At 48.0% G+C, this 19,772-nt stretch carries 19 protein-coding genes; 9 read left to right on the forward strand and 10 right to left on the reverse strand.

Translation table 11 applies throughout. From position 1 onward, the window contains the following. Positions 1-81 precede the first annotated feature (81 nt). On the reverse strand, positions 82-1,005 hold the full coding sequence (locus AWU56_RS09285; RefSeq protein ID WP_286682330.1) for a DMT family transporter: 924 nt from the start codon (positions 1,003-1,005) through the stop codon (positions 82-84). Beyond that, complete coding sequence (gene yihA / locus AWU56_RS09290) at positions 995-1,642, reverse strand: ribosome biogenesis GTP-binding protein YihA/YsxC (RefSeq protein ID WP_040487530.1); 648 nt, start codon at positions 1,640-1,642, stop codon at positions 995-997. Before yihA ends, AWU56_RS09285 begins: the two co-directional genes overlap by 11 nt. Positions 1,643-1,836: 194 nt before the next feature. Between yihA and AWU56_RS09295 the strand changes: the two genes are divergently transcribed. From AWU56_RS09295 to cysE, 5 genes are all read left to right on the forward strand, one after another. Then, entirely contained in the window at positions 1,837-2,463 is a 627-nt protein-coding gene (locus AWU56_RS09295; RefSeq protein WP_006954101.1) for a c-type cytochrome, read from the forward strand. Between the two features lie 494 nt (positions 2,464-2,957). Then, positions 2,958-3,605: a class I SAM-dependent methyltransferase gene (locus AWU56_RS09300; protein WP_286682331.1), complete on the forward strand. Its 648-nt coding sequence runs from the start codon at positions 2,958-2,960 to the stop codon at positions 3,603-3,605. A gap of 56 nt (positions 3,606-3,661) precedes the next feature. Further along, positions 3,662-4,117: a Der GTPase-activating protein YihI gene (gene yihI / locus AWU56_RS09305; RefSeq protein ID WP_286682332.1), complete on the forward strand. Its 456-nt coding sequence runs from the start codon at positions 3,662-3,664 to the stop codon at positions 4,115-4,117. Then, positions 4,117-4,572 (forward strand): DUF2489 domain-containing protein, encoded by a 456-nt coding sequence (locus tag AWU56_RS09310; RefSeq protein WP_006954098.1) that lies wholly within the window; start codon positions 4,117-4,119, stop codon positions 4,570-4,572. Before yihI ends, AWU56_RS09310 begins: the two co-directional genes overlap by 1 nt. A 12-nt stretch (positions 4,573-4,584) precedes the next feature. After that, positions 4,585-5,400 (forward strand): serine O-acetyltransferase, encoded by an 816-nt coding sequence (gene cysE / locus AWU56_RS09315; protein WP_286682333.1) that lies wholly within the window; start codon positions 4,585-4,587, stop codon positions 5,398-5,400. Here the strand turns inward: cysE and AWU56_RS09320 are convergent. The 3 genes from AWU56_RS09320 to AWU56_RS09330 form a co-directional block, all read right to left on the reverse strand. Continuing rightward, positions 5,397-6,968, reverse strand: a complete 1,572-nt coding sequence (locus tag AWU56_RS09320; protein WP_286682334.1) for a methyl-accepting chemotaxis protein — start codon at positions 6,966-6,968, stop codon at positions 5,397-5,399. The two genes, cysE and AWU56_RS09320, sit on opposite strands and share 4 nt — an antisense overlap. Before the next feature lie 143 nt (positions 6,969-7,111). Further along, complete coding sequence (locus tag AWU56_RS09325) at positions 7,112-7,318, reverse strand: cold-shock protein (RefSeq protein ID WP_006954095.1); 207 nt, start codon at positions 7,316-7,318, stop codon at positions 7,112-7,114. A gap of 177 nt (positions 7,319-7,495) precedes the next feature. Next, entirely contained in the window at positions 7,496-8,041 is a 546-nt protein-coding gene (locus AWU56_RS09330; RefSeq protein WP_272978749.1) for a hydrolase, read from the reverse strand. Positions 8,042-8,223: 182 nt separating this feature from the next. Here AWU56_RS09330 and purE point away from each other — a divergent pair, with 182 nt between their 5' ends. Further along, positions 8,224-8,715 carry a 5-(carboxyamino)imidazole ribonucleotide mutase gene (gene purE, locus AWU56_RS09335; protein ID WP_006954093.1) on the forward strand — a complete coding sequence of 164 codons (492 nt, stop codon included), beginning with the start codon at positions 8,224-8,226 and terminating at the stop codon, positions 8,713-8,715. Further along, entirely contained in the window at positions 8,712-9,803 is a 1,092-nt protein-coding gene (locus AWU56_RS09340; RefSeq protein ID WP_286682335.1) for an ATP-grasp domain-containing protein, read from the forward strand. The genes purE and AWU56_RS09340 overlap by 4 nt, the downstream gene beginning before the upstream one ends. On the opposite strand, the gene AWU56_RS09345 is transcribed toward AWU56_RS09340, so the two are convergent. The 3 genes from AWU56_RS09345 to AWU56_RS09355 are packed head-to-tail and all read right to left on the reverse strand — an operon-like array spanning position 9,800 to position 13,324. Continuing rightward, positions 9,800-10,450 (reverse strand): alpha/beta hydrolase, encoded by a 651-nt coding sequence (locus tag AWU56_RS09345; protein WP_286682336.1) that lies wholly within the window; start codon positions 10,448-10,450, stop codon positions 9,800-9,802. The genes AWU56_RS09340 and AWU56_RS09345 overlap by 4 nt on opposite strands. 8 nt (positions 10,451-10,458) lie before the next feature. Continuing rightward, positions 10,459-11,277, reverse strand: a complete 819-nt coding sequence (locus AWU56_RS09350; protein WP_286682337.1) for a prephenate dehydratase — start codon at positions 11,275-11,277, stop codon at positions 10,459-10,461. A 7-nt stretch (positions 11,278-11,284) separates the two neighbouring features. Next, the gene (locus AWU56_RS09355; protein WP_286682338.1) at positions 11,285-13,324 is read right to left on the reverse strand and encodes a S9 family peptidase; all 2,040 of its coding nucleotides are present in this window, start codon (positions 13,322-13,324) and stop codon (positions 11,285-11,287) included. 147 nt (positions 13,325-13,471) lie between these two features. Here AWU56_RS09355 and alr point away from each other — a divergent pair, with 147 nt between their 5' ends. Next, positions 13,472-14,584, forward strand: a complete 1,113-nt coding sequence (alr, locus tag AWU56_RS09360) for an alanine racemase (protein WP_286682339.1) — start codon at positions 13,472-13,474, stop codon at positions 14,582-14,584. Here the strand turns inward: alr and AWU56_RS09365 are convergent. Both AWU56_RS09365 and AWU56_RS09370 read right to left on the reverse strand, forming a co-directional pair. Beyond that, on the reverse strand, positions 14,581-15,615 hold the full coding sequence (locus tag AWU56_RS09365; RefSeq protein WP_286682340.1) for a PepSY-associated TM helix domain-containing protein: 1,035 nt from the start codon (positions 15,613-15,615) through the stop codon (positions 14,581-14,583). The genes alr and AWU56_RS09365 overlap by 4 nt on opposite strands. Positions 15,616-15,622: 7 nt before the next feature. Next, complete coding sequence (locus AWU56_RS09370; RefSeq protein ID WP_286682341.1) at positions 15,623-17,725, reverse strand: TonB-dependent receptor; 2,103 nt, start codon at positions 17,723-17,725, stop codon at positions 15,623-15,625. Positions 17,726-17,939: 214 nt separating this feature from the next. Here AWU56_RS09370 and AWU56_RS09375 point away from each other — a divergent pair, with 214 nt between their 5' ends. After that, on the forward strand, positions 17,940-19,529 hold the full coding sequence (locus AWU56_RS09375) for a serine hydrolase (RefSeq protein WP_006954085.1): 1,590 nt from the start codon (positions 17,940-17,942) through the stop codon (positions 19,527-19,529). The last annotated feature ends 243 nt before the right edge of the window (positions 19,530-19,772 follow it).

Here is a 19,772-nt window from a genome sequence, read left to right on the forward strand (position 1 = left end):
AATAAGTGAAGGCGAGAGGTAAGCCTTCAAAAATTTGTTCTCCCTGGATTGTTTTTAGCCCGGCCTTTTGGTCGGGCTTTTTTATTTGTTTTTCTGCGGGATACCTGCAAGTCCGCTACGACCACGGCGGTTAGCAAACCAAACACCGATTAAAATAGCGAGCATGCCTAAACCGTGCTGCAGAAAGAAGGGCTCGCCATCAAGCACTCCCAGCATCATAGCGACAATGGGAATCAAGTAAGTCACCGAGCTGGTGAACACGGTGTTGGTCAGCTGTACCACATAGTTGAAAATGACCAATGCACCGGCGGTGCCTACAATTCCTAGTACGAGTACAGCAGTCAGTGAAAGTGGCGCGTCAGGTCGTTGTGTATGGGCTAAAAAGTCAGTACCTATAAATAAGAAGATCGCTGCTGGAATACTGGCCATAAGGAGTGATACGCCCGTAATTGTTAGCGGCTTTAGGTCGGCAATTTTATGTTTAATTAGATTTAAGTTAATGCCGTAGCATACGGTTGCAAGCATGACCAATAACGCATAGCTATTAAACGTAAAGGAGCCATTTGCGGTTGCGGTAATCAACAATACGGTGCCAACTAAACCAATGACGATACCCACCCACTGTGCCCAGCGAGCTGACTGGCTAAACAGCAATACGCCAATCACGAGCGTCGATATGGGGGTTAACGCGTTTAATACACCCGTAACACCGCTTTGTAGCTGAGTTTGTGCGATAGCAAACATAAAGGCAGGTATGAAACTGCCTACTAAACCCACGCATGCCAGTTTAAGCCAATGTTTACGCGAAATTTGTCGCAATTTCGGCAGAATTAAAGGTGTTAGAACAATGCCCGCTGAGGCGATACGCAAGGCACCTACCTCAAGTGCAGTAAAGGCAATCAGTCCTTTTTTAATGAGTAAAAATGAACTGCCCCAAATGAGTGCTAAAAGACCCAGCAATAGCCATGCTTTTAGCGGCGGATTTTCTGAGGTGCTATGAGTCATCGCTTTGCACAAAGTTATCGTCTACAGGAGATTCGCCTAAAAACCATTGGTCGAGTTTATTCTCGAGTTGATCAATACCGAACTTTTTAAGAGAAGAAAACACCTCAACTTGAACATCACCATTAAAGGCAATCGCTGCTTGGCGCGCTTTTAGTAACGTCGACTTTCGAGCACCTTGTTTGAGTTTATCGGCCTTGGTTAATAGGGCCAATACTGGGATACCGCAATCCACCGCCCAATAAATCAGCTCTTGGTCGGTCTCACGAAACGGATGGCGAATATCCATGAGCACGACCAAGCCTTTGAGCGAATCACGCTTTTCTAAGTACTCGGACAGTGAACGTTGCCACTGCTCTTTGACCTCCATGGGAACCTTGGCAAAGCCATAACCTGGTAAATCAATTAAGCGTTGACCAGTTGCGGTTTCAAAGACGTTAATTAATTGCGTTCGCCCAGGTGTCTTACTGGTCCGCGCTAAGTTGCGTTGACGCGTGAGCGTGTTCAACGCACTGGATTTCCCGGCGTTTGACCGGCCGGCGAAAGCGATCTCGATACCACTATCCTCCGGCAACTTGCGTATATTAGGGGCACTGGTAATAAAGGTAGCTGTTTGATAATTGATGCGCTTTTCTGACACGACAGGCTCACTTGCTTGTAAAATGTTCACTAATGCGCCGTATTATGAAGCATCTGTACACTTTCTCCAACGCTGAATTGCATAAACAATGTGCATTAGACGTTTAATCGTGCGTTGTTTTGTGTAAAATAAGCTACCGTTAGATGCGATCGGTTCAGGCACGAGGGTGCCTCACAGAGACAAGAGAAGCAGACATGAAAAAATTCGCGATCATTCTAGGATTGTTTATTAGTTCGACCAGCGTTGCGATGGCGCAACAGGGTGATGTCGAAGCAGGGAAACAAAAGTCTCAGGTATGTGCAGCATGTCACGGACCTAACGGCGTTTCCCCCTCAGATATGTATCCCAACTTAGCAGGTCAACACCCCAAGTACATCTATAAGCAGTTGATGGACTTCAAAACCGCCTCTGAAACAGGCGGTGAACAAGGTCGTAACAATGCTATCATGATGGGCCAAGTTGCTAACTTGTCGGAACAGGACATGAAAGACTTAGCCGCTTATTTTGCAGCACAAGATCCTGCAAAAGGTGATACCCCAGAGGACCTGATCGCTAAAGGCTCAGATCTATTCCGTCGCGGTAACCCAGAGACAAATATTCCATCATGTGCGGGTTGTCACGGACCACGCGGTAACGGTATGGGTCTTGCGGCTTTTCCTGATATTTCAGGCCAGCATCCGGCGTACGTTATTTCTCAATTAGAAAATTTCCGTAGCGGTAAGCGCGCCAATGATCCTAATGGCATGATGCGCGGTGTCGCTGCAAAAATGACCGATGAAGAGATGAAGTTACTCGCTGAGTACTTACATGGTCTGTATTAATAAGTGATTTTAATTCTGAAGGGTGGCTCGAATGCCACCCTTTTTTATTTCATTTGTTATGTTTTTATGCGTTTTTTACGTCTTATAAACAAAAATGTTATAAAAAAATGAATTTTTAGAGCGATAAAATCATTGAACTCATCCGTATAAATACGTAGTCTGTAAAGCGTCCGAGGGAGATACTGTCTTCCCAGACAAAAATAATAAAAAGACTGTTTTAAAACAGCGATAAAAATCGATACACAAAAATAACAATAAATCGATTCTGGATTTCGTTTCGCAAAAACAATAATAATTGAATAGAAATCCAGGGAGTAAAACGTAGTATTGGTTGCTCCTTTCAATAATAACAACAACTAGAAAACTAGGTTACGGAAGACCGAGACAACAACTCGGAAGCAGTGACAACCATTCTCATAGTTGCAGTGCGCTGCCAAATATGAGAAATAAAGGCGATGGAAACATCGCCTTTTTTCTTTTCTAAAGAGCCTATTATGTTGTTATGCCCACTATGTCACGCTTCTAGTTCATTCTATGCACGCGATAAAAGACGAGCCTTTCATCAATGTAGGCAGTGTAGACTCGTATTTGCTGATCCAGCAACTCATGTTGATCGAGAAGAAGAAAAGCGGTTATATGAAACACATGAGAACGATCCGCTTGACCCTCGTTATAGGGCTTTTTTAAATCAACTGTGGCAGCCACTGCAAAAAGTGTGTAGAGATTCCGGCTACCGAACAGCACTTGATTTTGGTTCCGGTCCAGGCCCAACTTTACATCTAATGATGGAAGAGTCGGGTCTTAATGCACGTCATTACGATCCTATCTATTCACCCGATGAAATACTGTTGAGTCATAGCTATGATGTGGTGACCTGCACCGAGGTTATCGAGCACTTCTTCTACCCACAACGAGAATTTGCACAGTTACGTCGTTTAGTTAAATCGGGCGGTACGCTAGCGACGATGACAAAGCCCTATGTGTCCGCGGAACGGTTTCCCAACTGGCATTACAAAAATGACCTCACCCATGTGTCGTTCTTTAATGACGAGACATATCGGTATATCGCTGAGCAGTTCGGATTTCGAGTCGAGCGAATCACAAATGAAGTAACCTTCTTTCGTTGCATTAAATCCTGCTGATTACAAGCGTGCTATGCGTTACAATAGACACAACTTTATGAAATAAGGAGTCGGCTATGACTCGTAAGAAGAAAACACGCAAAACCGGTCCTCTGGCGCCGTCGAAAGCGCCCAAAGAAAAGCGCCAAGTTGAAAACCTATCTCGCGGTAAGAAAAAGGGTAAAGGACAGCCTGCGGGCAAACGTCATAGTGAACCTAAGCGGGAGCAACAGTCCGGTCATCACAACGAACTGCAAACGGATCCGCGAAAGGGAAGTAAACGTAAGATCGAATTGGTGCCTGTTGCTTCGGCAACGGCTGAAACGGCGCTATCGCCTCAACAAGAGCTTGAACAATTGCAAAGTGATTTACGATTGCAGGAGTTGGTTGAGCGTTTTGAGCAAGGCGAAGTGCTATCAAATGACGATCAACGTTATCTCGACGAGCAGTCTGAACGCTACGAAAAGCTAGCAAGTCAGCTAGGTCTCGATCTTGACGATGATGACGATGAGTGGGATGACGAGGAGTATTGATGTCTACATTAGCGATCATTTTATACATACTAGGTGTCATTGTTATCGTGGGGTTAGCTGTCTATGCGGTGACCTTGCTGAAGCGTTTACGCTATCAAAACCAGCTTCGCCAACAGGCTGTTAAGAAGCGTGTCGATCGTATTGATGAGAGCATTATCACAATTGCCAAGGGCATGCAGCAAGATCAATGTCCACTGTCGGAGGGATGTTTGCGTATTGTTGTGCTGCTGGATCATCGTCCTGAATCGACGGAGTATGACTACTCGAAAGATTATCCTGCAATGCATGATATGTACGAGCGAATCAAACATATGCCGACGCACGAAAACCGTAAAAAGTTTCCTAAACAAAAGATTAAGGAACTTGATAAAGAGCGTGAGGGTTATGAGGTTGAGTTGAAAGACGTTATTTTAGCTGACGTCGAGAAATTGTTGCGCGAGTTTCCCACTCGGTAAAAGGAAGCGCCGATGTTATTTAAAGGCATTCGAGAAGATATAAAAAGCGTCTATAGTCGCGATCCAGCGGCCCGCAACGCCTTTGAAATACTCTTTAATTATCCTGGACTACATGCGATTTGGCTGCATCGATTCAGCCATCGCTTGTGGATGTTAAAACTCTATTGGTTGGCTCGTTTTGTTTCCAATCTTGGACGCTGGTTTACTGGGGTTGAGATTCATCCAGGCGCCAAAATTGGACGGCGATTCTTTATCGATCACGGTATGGGTGTAGTCATCGGTGAAACGGCGGAGATAGGCGATGACGTGACTTTGTATCATGGCGTGACTCTAGGCGGAACGTCTTGGAACAAAGGTAAACGGCATCCGACGTTAAAAAATGGCGTAGTCATCGGGGCGGGTGCAAAGGTATTAGGTCCGTTAACGGTTGGAACTGAAGCTCGAATCGGTTCAAATGCTGTAGTGGTCCGTGATGTACCTGAAGGTGCCACGATGGTTGGTATTCCTGCGCGCGTTGCTAAGTCAGGTCAAGACAAAGAAACAAACGAGCGAAGAGCGAAGATGGCAAAAGCTTATGGCTTTGATGCTTACGCTATCGCAGCTGATAACCCCGATCCAGTGGCAACAGCCATTGGTCGAATGCTCGATCATGTACACGTATTGGACCAAAAGGTCTCGGATTTGTGTCAAGCAGTCAACCGGTTAGGCGGTGACGTCTGTGGTGAATTGCCTGAAGTCGAGATGGATGACGTGGCGTTTCTGGAAGAAAAACAACGTGCTGCACAACAGCGCGAAGCGCAGCACGAAAGTAAGCACGAAGCAGACTAATTTTTCAGATTGAAGCGCTCAATAAGCTCGTATAATTCATACGATGTGCGCTTCAAGTCATCACTGGATTTTTGAGTACTTTCTGATGTTTGCTCGGTTTGACGAGCAATTTCGGCAATTTCTGAGAGCTGTTGGTTGATGTGTTCTGCAACGCCTGATTGTTGTTCCACGGCTGAGGCCATCTGCGTAGACATATCTGCAATTTGCTCAATAGAGGATGATATCTGCGACAACGCGTTATCTGCGCGCTTCACTTTATCGACACCTTCTGCCGCCGATTGTTCACCTTGCTGGGATACCGTGACCGCCTCTTTAGCGCGGCCGCGTAATTGGTTGATAACGTTGTGAATACTATCGGTCGACTCTGAGGTTCGGCGAGCGAGGTTACGAACTTCGTCCGCGACCACGGAGAAGCCTCGCCCATGTTCGCCCGCACGCGCAGCTTCAATCGCCGCATTCAATGCCAACAGATTGGTTTGTTCGGCAATCGATGAAATCAGATCGGCGGCTTCGCCAATTTCAGCGGTCGAGGCATCAAGCGCTTCCACGGTTTGTGCTATCTGTTTAACCGCTTCATGCAGTTCGACAATGACCGCACTCGCTTGACGCGCAAGGTTTACACTTTCATCGGTATTCTGCTTCGCGCTATCCGCTTGTTCTGCGTTTTGCTCAACGGTTGCCGCCACCTGTTGAATGGTCGTCGACATCTCGTTCATCGCAGCCGCTGTTTGGTCGGTGGCTTGAGTTTGACGTTGCACGTGCTCGTTCGACGTTTTGGCTTGTTGACTTGTATCATCAGCAACCCGGAGTAAACGCCCAACAGCATCTTTTATTCGTGCTAATGCTGTTCGGTTGCGCGCGCCTTCACTGAGTAACATCAGTGATAACTGAGCTTCTCGACCTTGAGCGTTAAAGTAAGTGCTACCGACTAGCTCATCATGAAACGCCTCAGGTCGGATATCCAACATACGTTGCATGATAGAAGATACGTAGCGCGCATACCACAACCCACTGACTGCCATTGCAGCAAAAGTTGTTGCACCGGCTTGCCAAGATCCAAACAGCGAAGCCGCGATAGTTGCAGCAATACCCGGTACGATCACCGGTAGCAAGTCGCGTAATGCGTAAAACGTGCTTGTCGCTACAGGCACAGGGCGTTTGCCTTGATTTATGCGCTGGTAAATAGTCATTGCGCGTATTTTACGCTCATCGGAGGTTTTTACCCGCACCGACTCAAAGCCAGCGGGTTTTCCGTCATGAATAATGGGTGTTACATACGCGCTTACCCAATAGTGGTCGCCATTTTTACATCGATTCTTAACCAGTCCCATCCATGGTTGACCTTTCTTTATGGTCCTCCACATATTTTCAAAGACAATAGCGGGCATATCGGGATGACGTAAAATGTTATGCGGCGAACCAATTAATTCTGCTCGGGTATAGCCGCTGACTTCTACAAAATCGTCATTGCAATGGGTAATGACACCCTTGCGATCGGTCGATGAGATGAGGCGATACTCATCCGGAATATGTCGTTCTTTTTGAGTGATGGGTCCGTTATCTTTCATAATATCCCTTTTAACTTGATATACATCAAGGATATACGATTATCGGAAAAATAAAAAAATCTTTAGGAAGCGTGAAAGGTTTTGGGGCTGGCAATAAAAAACGCCGCTAAAAAGCGGCGTTTAGAATTCTTTTTAAACGTAGATTACATAGGAACTACGTTTTCTGCTTGAGGACCTTTAGGACCTTGAGCAACAGTGAAAGAAACTTGTTGGCCTTCAGCTAAAGTTTTGAAACCGTCAGCTTGGATTGCACTGAAGTGAACGAAAACGTCTGCGCCGTTTTCTTGTTCGATGAAACCAAAGCCTTTAGCTTCGTTGAAAAACTTAACTTTACCAGTAGTAGTAGACATGCTGATCTTCCTCGTAATGCATGTGAATTAAAAATGCTCAGAAATTGGTATTACTTGGACTTACAAAACGAGGTACAGCAAAGAAGGACTTCGTACACAAATCTCAAAACAATAGCCGAATTTCATCAGCGATCATCAGTATATACCCTTGTTTAGGTCTGTCAATTAAACTCGGGCTTATTTTAGCCAGTTTTTGCTGATGTGTCGGAACGTGTCGGTCCCTGACTTTTCTAACCACTCAAAGGCAACCATTTCTGAAGTCACGATTTGCACACCGGCCTCTCGCATACGTGCAACGGCCGTGTCTTTATCATTAGGTCGACGAGAACCGACTGTATCTGTGGGCAAGAATACTTGATAGCCTTGTGCCACAAGGTCCAGCGCCGTTTGCATGACACACACATGGGTTTCCATACCCATGATTACAATTTGCTTTTTGTCGTATTCTTTAACCACATCTTGAAACGTTGATTCACGCCAGGCGCTAAAATGTGTCTTCTCGACAACACGTGCGACTTCGATAATTTCTGCCAATGCAGAGACCGTATAGCCTAATCCCTTAGGATATTGCTCGGTAATTAGTACGGGAACGTCAAGTTGCAAACCGATCTCGCCCAGCCAACGCATTCTAGAAGTCACAATATCGCGTTGGTGAATCGCTGGTGTAATGCGCTCCTGAGCATCGACAACCAAAATAATTGAATCATCACGTTTTAACAGCATACGACTGACCTTAATTCTCAATGTTTGAACTCATACTACCGAAAAGGTGTGTGATGTACATAGTGCTTTGGTCGCAACGGGGTTCGCTAACGGTCAAAAAAACCGCAGAATATTTGCAGTTTTGTCCCCTGATCGCTACAATTTCGACCTTTTCAGCCCCCTCTCTTTCAAAAAGGTGATACATGGCTACCGTACTGATCTTAATGGGTTCGCAATCTGACTGGCCAACCATGCAGAAAGCTGCCTATATGCTCAAAGACTTGGGCGTAAGCTGGGAAGCAAAAGTGGTTTCAGCACACCGTACGCCTGATTTGCTCAAATCGTCTATGGAGCAAGCAGAAAAGGATGACGTAAAGGTAGTCATCGCAGGTGCGGGTGGTGCCGCTCACCTACCCGGCATGCTTGCCGCACACACGTCGATTCCTGTGCTGGGTGTACCGGTATCGAGCAAACAGCTTAAAGGACTTGATAGTTTGCTTTCTATTGTGCAAATGCCCAAAGGCGTAGCGGTAGGTACTTTGGCGATCGGTGACGCAGGTGCGGCTAATGCCGGCTTACTCGCAGCACAAATTGTCGGCTCATTCGACGCGACCGTGCGTCAGCGTGTGACCGAGTTTCGCAACCAACAGCGCGATAAAGTAATGGCGAATGCAGACTTGGAGTTACCAGAATGAAAGTACTGATTTTAGGTAACGGACAGTTGGGGCAGATGCTGGGTAAAGCGGCTATCCAGCAAGGTCATGAATGTATTTTGTACAGCGACCGCGACCATCAAGTGAAGGCACTGGGTAGCCAGCAAGCTCTGGGTTTAACCTTGGAAGAAGCAAAAGAGTGGGCTGACGTTGTCACTTGGGAACATGAACACCTTGCCGATGAACTGATTGATGCGACGGCAGATAAGTGGTTATTAAAAGCCAGTCTATTCCGTCAACTAACCGACCGTCGCACGCAAAAAGCCCTGTGTGACACGCTAGAGATTCCAACATCTGAATGGCAACCTTTTAATGACGCTGCTGAGCTCGAGAGCATTTTGGCTGACTGTGACCGTGCTGTTGTCATTAAATCAGCCAAGGGCGGCTATGATGGTAAAGGTCAGTGGCGCTGGAAGCCCGGTCAGGCAAAAGATGACATCATCGCCGAGGCGGGACAACGTCCGGGTATCGTCGAGGATATGATCGACTTTAGCGATGAAGTCTCAGTTGTCGCAGCACGCGATCATCATGGCGAACAGCGCGGATATCCATTGACGTTGAATGTCCATCGCAAAGGCATTCTGGCTTATAGCATTGCCGGTGCACAGAGTTTTTCCGAAGCACTGGAGCGTCAAGCACAAGCGTATCACCAAAAACTGACCGATGAACTCGATTATATTGGCGTGTTGGCTATCGAGTTTTTTGTGGTGGGCGAAGGTGACGACCAACAATTATTGGTCAACGAAATTGCGCCGCGTGTTCATAACTCGGGTCACTGGACGATGAGTGGTTCAAATTGTGACCAGTTTAACCTGCACATGCGCGCAATTACGGGGTTACCCACACCAGATTTACTCGTTGCTCCCACATTGATGCTAAATGCCATCGGCATTGACGGTTTTCCGGAAGTGTTATGGGAAGCCGGTGCCGCTGATTGTCATTGGTACGGCAAAGACGCGCGCCCCGGTCGTAAAGTGGGCCACGTCAACCTCATGGTCGACAGTGCTGAACGCGCTCATAAGCTCGCCGACCAATGGTGCGACGAGCTACAAGTGCTAAAAGACGCTTAAAGGCGCTCGATTAACCACGTCTGCATATCCTCAACCTGCTCCATGCACAGTGAATGCGGCATGGGGTAGGTTTGATAAGTCACTTCGTAACCCATCTCTTTTAAATGCGCCACAGCCCGTTGACCGAGCGTTTCAGGAACAACTGGGTCTTGCGTACCGTGTTGTACTAAAATCGGCAGTGAACGATTAGCCTCGGCAGGTTTTATGTCACCTTGCGTTGCGAAATAAGTCGAGTGTGCCATCAAACCACCCAAGGGTTTGGGGTAGGTTAACGCGGCCTCATAGCCGACCGCACCGCCTTGTGAAAAGCCAGCAATAATAATGCGTTTGCTATCTATGCCTTGCTCAATTTGCTCATCGATCATTTGATGAATTGCGGCGGCAGAAGCGCGTAATTGTGTCGCATCAATCTCACGATCAATGGTCATCGCTGTGATGTCATACCAAGCGGGCATCACCATACCTTGATTAATGGTGACCGGAAGACGTGGCGCGTGAGGAAATAGGAAACGTACGTGGGCCGGGGCCAAATTTAAATGTTCAACCATGGGGACGAAGTCGTTTCCCGAGGCGCCCAGTCCGTGCAACCAGATAATGACCGCATCGGCGGGTTCGCTTGGATCGTGTTTGATTACTTCTAACTGCATAAAATCTCCTAATTAAAGGCTGGATACGAACCCAACCAGCGAATTTGATTCAACTCAGCGAGCTTTTTGAGCGCCTTTTGTACCGAAGGGTCCTGTTCATGACCATCAAAATCGATGAAAAAGTGATACTGGCCAAAACCATCTCCGGTAGGACGTGAAACAATCGATGTTAAGTTAATGCCTTGCTCGGCAAATGCTTTCAAACTATCGACGAGTAAGCCCGGGTGGTCATTATCGTCGATCAGCATCACGCTACTTTTCCAACGCCTATCTTGCAGTGCCAGCAAGGGCTCCGTGCGCGCGGATAGTAACACAAAGCGCGTTTGGTTTTTGTGGCTATCGGCGATAGCACGCTGAATGCAATGCAACTGTTCTGGGCAGGGTATATGGCTCGGGACGATGGCGGCCGATGGCTTATCGGCGGCGATTAACTCATTCAACGAAGCGGTGTTGCTTGCGGTATGAACTATCGGTAATGACAGAGTATTTAACGCGTGATGACATTGGCCAGCCGCGACAAACTGCGCCCACACCTGTTCGGGTTTCTCGCTATTGGCGAGCAAATGATACTGAATCGGTAGTCGGTATTCTGCGTGAATATACAATGGATGGTGCGCGAAATAGTCGACAACGGGCGAAACGAAACCATCAATTAGGTTTTCGATAGGAACGACCGCAAGTTGTGTGTCATTTACACTGTGCAGGACATCCGCCAACGTGCTTTTAAACACGATCGGCACTGAATCTCCTAACTGCTGCTGAAAGTGCTGCGCGGCACGCTCCGAGAACGTGCCGGCAGGACCGAGTGTCACTAACTGTTCAATCATAAAACCTTTACTTCTTATAGTGTTCGAACCAGGCTAACGCGTGTTCGATCTTGGCAATCATATGCGAAGGACGGTGGGTTACACCGTGAGATGCGCCCGGCACTCGTACCATGGCGGTGTCGACGTGGCGCAACTTCAGCGCTTGGTAGAACTGCTCGGTTTCCGAAATCGGCGTGCGGCGGTCGTTTTCGCCAGTAAATAGCAACACAGGCGTCGAGACATTACCTACGAGTGACAATGGCGAACGTTTCCAATAATGGTCTAAATCCTCCCATGGCATCGCCGGAAACTGATTGGTGATCTGCCCAATTGAGCTATCTGCTGTGAGTACTTTACTGACCCAGTTAATCACAGGGTTAGTGGCCGCTGCTGCATTAAATCGGTCGGTTAAGCCTACCGCATAGGCTGTGGCGATGCCGCCTGCCGAACCGCCGGCAATAAACAGGTTGTCTGCATCAATAAAGCCCTTATTAATCATCGCATCAACACCGCTCATGTGATCGGCAAAGTCATACTCTGAGGCGTAGTTGCCATCGAGTAGCATCGCGAAGTCTTTTCCGTAAGAGGTGCTACCACGGTAGTTTACGTAGAGAACGACGTAGCCTTCAGCCGCGTAGCGTTGGTGTTCGGCCGCAAAGTGAGGGCCGTAAGACAGATGCGGACCGCCATGAATTTCAACGATCAGCGGATACTCTTTATCTTCGTCAAAGTCGGGGGGTGTGATATACCAACCCTGAATCGGTTGATCATCGTAGCTTGAGTTGTATGTGATTTCGTGTACCTTGCCGAGCTTTTTGTTGCCCAACAAGTCTTCGTTAAGCTGAGTCAACGTTTGTGTTTCATCCCCAGACGCTTGATAACCTACATCGGCGGGACGGTAAGGAGTACCTTGCGTATAAGCGATAGCGCCATTTTTCGATGCACTGAAACTGCCCATCGTATACGGGCGACTGACATAGGTACCTGACACATCATCAGCGCGGCGGGTAAATTCATCGTCTAGACTGACGTTGGCGATCACGGTTTTACCGCGGTCTGCAAATTGCACCGCAATCGTGTCTGCGCCATTCCACTGTGGGTTGGCAAACGAGCGATCTAATTCACTTTGCAGCTCGCGTTTTTGTTTCGAGGACCAGTCCATGACCCACAGTTCACCTTTGTGATAAGGAACCGGCTCATCACTACTGTGTAAATAAACCAAACGCTCACCATCGGGTGAAAACTGTGGTGCGTATTCCTGACCCGGCGCCTGAGTGATACGCGTGAGCTGCTGAGTTTTCACATTAACGGCATAAAGGTCACTGTCATTAACCTCATAGGCCCAGTCTTTGTCGCGGTTAGCGGAAAACACGATCGACTCGCCATCGTGACTCCAAGTCAGTGGCCCAGAATGGCTGAATGCGCCCGTGGTTAATTGCTGTATACTGCCACCGGTTGCTGGAACAGTAAAAAGTTGTGCATGTGCAGGTTTTAGCACACCTTGACCATCGCTTTGATAGTAAGCTTCTTGCACAACAATCGGTTGCCCACCCCAGTCGGCGCCATCCGGTTTAGTGGGACGTTTTACTTTCTTTTCAAAGGCCGTTTTTTCTGCCGGCACATCCATTAAGAACGCGATCGACTCACCATCAGGTGACCAAGCCAATTGACTTGGCGATTCATGCACATGGGTAATCTCTGCGTGTTTATCTTGGTTGAGCCAATACACATGAACCTGATAACTGTCCTTGCGATTAGATGTTAATGCCAGCCGTTGACTGTCAGGTGACCAAGTTAAGTTGCCGTAGGCGTCGCCCTCATCAAAGAGCGGATAGTGTTGATTTGATTCCGTATCAAGGATCCAGACCGAGCGCTCGGTGTTGTCCTTCATATCGTTAAAGCGATTACGAATGTAGGCGATATAGCGCCCATCAGGCGAGATGCTTACATCGTTGGCATACTCAAGCTGAAAGATATCGTCGATAGCAAAATAGTCATTGGTTTGCGCGTTAATAGACGGTGACAATGTTGCAAGCCCAATAACCAGGGCGGATGTTTTTAACCACATAATGCGTCCTTAATTTTTATTCTAACGGGTGTTCTGTAAACGCTTCGAAAAATCATCATTGAAACCGCGCTAAAACGCTCGAAGCCAAGTCACGAACATGATTAAATGTTCGCTATCATTTACCTATTTGAGCTTTGGATCGCCTGCATGTCTCAGCCGCATCGACAAACCCGCGCTCGTATCTTACTGACAAATTTACGGGACAATGCCAAACAATTAAAGTCGTATATCGACCAGCAGCCGATGCTAGGCGTTATAAAAGCGGACGGATACGGTCATGGCGCGACAGAAGTGGCGCATGCAATCGCGGATTATGTAGAGAAATACGCCGTTGCATTTATTGATGAAGCGATCGCGTTACGCGACTCAGGTATCGACAAACCCATCGTCATTTTGCAGGGGGTATACAGCACAGAAGACTGGTTGCTATGCGCTGAGCAGCAGTTTGAACCCGTAATACATAACGCGCAGCAAATTGATTGTCTGAGCGAAATCACTTCGGAAGCCAACCGCGTTAACGTTTGGCTGAAGCAAGACTCAGGTATGCATCGATTAGGCTTTTTTGCCGATGACGTCGAAGGGGCGGTAGGGCAGCTTCGTGCGCATGCGCTGATTAACCAAATTGTGCTGATGACTCACTTTGCTGAGGCGGATAATCCTGAGAGCCCGTTGACCGCGATGCAGTTAGAACGCTTTTATGCGGTACTCCATGCGGTGTGCGATAAAATAGATGGCGTTAGCGTGGCAAACAGTGCCTTTATGTTGGGTGACGATGTACTGGACGCGATGGGTCTGACTAAATGGTTTCGCGCCGGCATTGCATTATACGGGCAGAACCCATCGCAAGCGGACTTGACCGATAACGTGGAGCTAAAACCCACGATGGCATTAGAGGCCCCTGTCATCGCATTGCGTATTATTCAGCCAGGTGAAACCGTGGGTTATGGGAGCCGTTGGCGCGCACAACGAGAGAGCCGTATCGCGACGGTGGCAATAGGTTATGCCGATGGCTACCCGCGTAGCTTACCCGATGGCACACCGATGATTATTAATGGTCAAGTAGGCTGTTTAGTTGGGCGTATTTCGATGGATATGATTACTGTCGATGTGACCGATATTGAGGGTATTGAGCTCGGCGATAACGTTGAGCTCTGGGGTGAACAGCTACCGATACAAGTGATTGCCGATCAAGCGCGGACAATCACTTACGAGCTATTTGCTCAAGTGACACGTCGCGTGCCGCGTATTTATGAAGACTAACGTTTGTTGCGACGTTTTAGGTAAAACCAAACGCCCGTGACAGGTAGCAGCAATAGCGCAAGACCACCGGCTAAAATAATCAAGGTCATGGTGGTGCCGCCAATCGCCGCGACATGCAGCGGATAGATCATATGGGACACTTGCTCACCTAAGGGGCGTGTCCGCACATCCGTAATGTTGGAAAGTGTCCCGGTTTCATCAAACGCAATGTAATTACGACCATTGGGATGCCATTCATCAGGCCATTTTAAGCGCATGCGCCCTGAGTCTAAATAAATTAAACGTATATCAGCATCGGGTAAGACCGTATGAGCAATTGCAAATCGTTCCTGCCAGTGTGTGGCGGAGCGTTTGGGCAACGAATGGTGTATCTGCGAAGGGGTCATTGGCAACACGGCGGCTAAGCCATTCTTAACAGTGCCTGCGTACATAATCGCGCTACCAGTAAGCATCAGTAATGCCACCGGGATAAAGACGATAGCACCGGTGCTGCGGTGCAATTGCCATAAGGTTTGCATGCCTTTAGCCGAGAACGGGTTATAAAAGCGTACGGCGAGGTTTTTCCAGCGCCATTGTCGTTTAGGCCACCAGCGCACTAAGCCGGTGGTAATCAATATCAAGGCAAATAGCGACAATACACCGAGGATATCTTTACCGAACTCATCAAGTGCAAGGTGGTGGTGCAGTTCGACAAACCAACTCACCGTATCAGCGTAGGGTGCTCGAGTAAGCAGTTGCTCACCTTGAGGGCCAAAATAATGATGCTTACCGTCACCATCAACCAGCTCAAACCAGGGGCGGTCGTCAGTAGGAAGGTACGCGTATCCTGCCGTATAGCGGTCAGCAATAGTTGCTGATGTAGCTTGCGACACGGGATTGTCGAGTCGCAGACTGGGGTATTGCCACATCAGCCACTGATTTTTGAATAACAGCATTGAGCCCGTCACTGCCATGAGCAGTACCCAGCCGCTCAGCACAAGGCCAAGCCAGCGATGCCACTGTGTCAGTGACGGTAGCTTAATGCGCTTCACGTATGACTTACCAAGCGTAGTTCCAGTTTAAGCTAACGGTACGTCCGCGACCGGTAAAGTTACGGTTATCACCACCGACTGTTTGTGCATAGTAGGTGAAGTAGTACTCATCGAATAAGTTCTCGATACCGAGTGCAAATTGACCATAGTCGCGGGTTTCAAGCAAGACCGATGCATCGACGGTGTTATAGCCATCAAAGTTATTAACGGCTTCGGCACTTGAGTAAATGTCGCGGTCAAAGAACTTGTTCCACTGTACCCGGCTCGAAACTTGTCCAGTCCATTGTTGTGACCAGTACAGATTCGCGCGTTTCGGGGCGATATTACGACCACCAAGCTGCGTATCGACTTGGTTATCGCCATCACTGTCAAACTCACCGTCAGTATCAGCGTAGTTCAAACCAAATGCCGTATCGTTCGAGAACGCATATTCTGCGCTAGCCTCGATGCCGTCGATTTCAGTGCGTTCACGTTTAACCGAGTAAATGCCATCAGCATCCGCTTGTAGACGAGCGCCTAAATCCGATTCAGAACGGTAATAGCTGATTGAAGCGCGCCATGCGTTGTTGTTGAACTCGACGCCGATTTCCTCGTTATCAGCAAGTACTGGCTGTAAGTCTAAGAAGCTACTGACACTCAAATCAGGTGTTGAGATACCGCGTAAAACGCGCCCTACGTCAGGCATGCTAAAGCCTTCAGAGTAACTAGCGAACACACGCCAGTTATCGTTCAACGCATAAACTGCGCCTAGGTTGGTAAGCAACTCATTGAAGCTTGGTTCGCCACCTTCAACGAACACACTGCCGTAAGAGGCGAGGGTGGTAAAGCTATCGGCTTTGAGCTTGCCGTATTCGTATCGTAAACCACCACTCAGCGTGAGTCCGTTGGCTTGATAGCTCAACTGTGCATATGGCGCCCAGTTTTCAAACTCAGTTTCTGGTACCCACTTACGGCCGGTTTGTGCGAGCTCTTGGAACGTCTTATCGTTCATGAAGTCGACACCTGCTGTTACATCAACAGGCAGGTCAGCAACTTTTGCCCAGTTCATGGTAATGCGAGAACCATACTTACGCGAGTCATTGCGAGACTGGTCAAAGATATCATCGCCGTACTGCGGATCTTGGAAGGTGGCATAGTTGCCGCCTCCATAAAGCGCGGAGAAGTCTTGTAAGAATAGCTGCCAGTTGAGGTCAGCACCTAAAATGTCGGTGTTTTTATACGTCAAACTACTGGTGGTGACTTCGTTTTCTGGTGCATCGCCTGGATATTCACCTTCGACCGACAGGGCAGGGACGCCCAGTTCGCGGTTACCCACAGTAGCAAAATAATCACCATTACCCGCCATATCAAAGTGATTGACCATTAACGCCAGTGACTGGGTGCTATCAATGCGGTATTCGCCTTTGAAAAACACGTCATAGCTCTTCGAGTCCATGGTGTCGCCTTGGGTGGTATCGACACCAATTAACTGGCCCTTACCATCAACGTACATACCGGTATCGCGGTATTGTGCGCCGGCAACAAACTTCCAATCGCCTTCGGCGTGACGCACTAAATAGCCCGCTTCGTAGCTGAGCCCTTCTGAGATTTCGCTATCGGGTGCTGTGAAGCCGGCGTTTACTTCTTGCGTGGTGCCTTCTTGCGCTTGTTTAGTGACGATATTAATAATACCGCCGCTCGCGCCTAAACCTTGAATAGCGCTGGCGCCATGGATGACTTCTACACGCTCAATCATGAACGGATCAATGGTGTACGCCGCGCGCGAACCATCCCGTAATGGGTTGGACTGAGGCACGCCATCAATTAAGTATAGTGGTTGGCGGCCGCGTAATGTTTCGCCCGATGAGGTTAACTTTTGACGCGAGGGAGAAAATGCAGGAATCAACTTGCCGAGGACATCAGAAAGCGACTCTGCAACCATCATTTGCTGGCGCAACTGCTCTCCATCAATGACGGTCACCGTAGCTGGAATCGCACTTTGAGGGATTTTAGTCCGTGTTGCAGTAATTTCGATGGTCTCATCGACACCTGTACGGTTAACTTCGTCTTGGGCCAACGCCTGACCCGATACAATGGATGCAATAAAAAGAGAAAGCAGCTTCTTGGACATGAGAATCCTTATCATTTTCTATAAGTGGCGCAGATGATAATTGTTCTCATTACATAGTCAACTACTTATTTTAATTTTCTTTTAAGAAAAACGTTTCGGCTATCGTTCAATTTGTTGTACGGCAGGCATACAGGGCTGAAATAGAAGTTTTCTCGGCATTATGGTAATTAATAGGGTTCTTTACATTTCCGTCGAGCCGAGAGAGAAACGAGATATGAAAACACGCATCAGTTTGTTAAGTGCCGTCATTAGTGTGGCGCTGCTTGCAGGTTGCTCAGAACCACAAACAACGACAAAAAAAGAAGCGACAAGCCAAAGCCAACAGCAGACTGTTGCACTGGATGAAAAGATCCGCACTACGGCGCAGCAAACGCTTAAGGCGTTTAATATTCCTGGGCTTGCCGTTGTCGCAGTAAAAGATGGCAAAGTGATTTTAGCCGAAGGCTTCGGCGTTCGCGATATCGAAAGCCAAGAACCGGTCACCAAAAATACCTTGTTTGGTATCGCCTCGCATACTAAGGCGTTTACGGCTGCCGCGATTGCTCACCTTGTCGACCAAGGTAAACTGCATTGGGATGACAAAGTCACTGATTATCTGCCGGACTTTAAGTTATCCGACCCGGAGCTGACCCATCGCCTGACCATTCGTGATTTACTAAGCCACCGTTCTGGCTTGGGTTTAGGCGCCGGCGACTTAATGATCTGGCCTAATACCGATAAATCGGTCGATGAGATTATAGCTGGCCTCGCTAACGTGCCGATGGATCACGGGTTTAGAACGCAATTTGCCTACAATAACTTAATGTTTTTAACAGCAGGCGAACTTATTCATCAGGTCACCGGTGTACCTTACTCCGACTACATTGAGCAGACGTTCTTCGAGCCGCTCAACATGGACGAGAGCGTCGTTGGCTTTTCTAACATCCCAGCATCGAACGACAATGTCGCGGTCGGTACTATCGAGAAGGACGGCGAATTACATCGCTTTCCACTCGATTTTCTTGAAGACTTTGGCGGCGCGGGTGCAACGGCCGCAAGTGTTGATGACATGGGCAACTGGTTAATTACACAGTTACAGCATGGCAAAAGCCCATCGGGCGAGCAGGTCTTTTCGCCCGAGTCACAGCATCAAATGTGGCAATTAACCACTCCTATTGGCGTTTCGGATAAAGCCGCTGAGCAGGGCACGTTCTTCCAAGGCTATGGCTTAGGTTGGTTCGTAAAAGACTATCACGGCGTTAAACAGGTTTATCATAGTGGCGGTATCTTGGGCATGTTGTCATTAACCACACTCATCCCAGAAGAAAATTTCGGTATTACCGTGGTGAGCAACCAACAAGCCTTTGGCGGTCTGACAGCGATTACGCAAGAAGCACTTGAGCAAGTACTTAATCTACCCGACCAAGATTGGGTTGCAGAGCAGTCAGAAAATTATCGTCAATTTATGCAACGCAAAACGGACTTTAAAATACCCAAACCCGACACTGAAGAAGACGCCACGTTAGCTCAACAAGCATACGTGGGCACTTATACCGATGCGTGGTATGGCGATGTCGAGGTACGTATGCAAGGCGATGAGTTACGCTTGGACTTTACTCATACCCCGATGCTCAAAGGCACCTTAGAACATTACAACGGTGATACGTTTATCGTACATTGGGATGAACCCTTGCTTGAAGCGGATGCCTATGTGCGTTTTGAATTGAACGAGGATGACTCAATAAAACAGGCGACCATGAAAGCGGTTGCGCCATTCACCGATTTTAGCTTTGATTTTCATAACCTGACGCTGGTGCGTCAGTAGTGTGACAGGCAGTAGGTGCAAAAAGCACGGCACTGTGGCCGTGCTTTTTTATGTGTGTCATTTATTCAGTTGGTGTACCCACTCGGTTAGTAAGCGAACACCAAAGCCGGTCGGACCTGCCGGGTGAATACCCATTGGGCTACTGTGTCAACAACGGGTGAAAACTGATCCACTTTTGTCCTAAAATCAACGGAGTAAAAGTGATCCACCCTTAGCTAATTTTATACTTCAGACGCCGGCTAC

Source organism: Idiomarina sp. T82-3 (assembly GCF_001577655.1).
GTDB lineage: Bacteria > Pseudomonadota > Gammaproteobacteria > Enterobacterales > Alteromonadaceae > Idiomarina > Idiomarina baltica.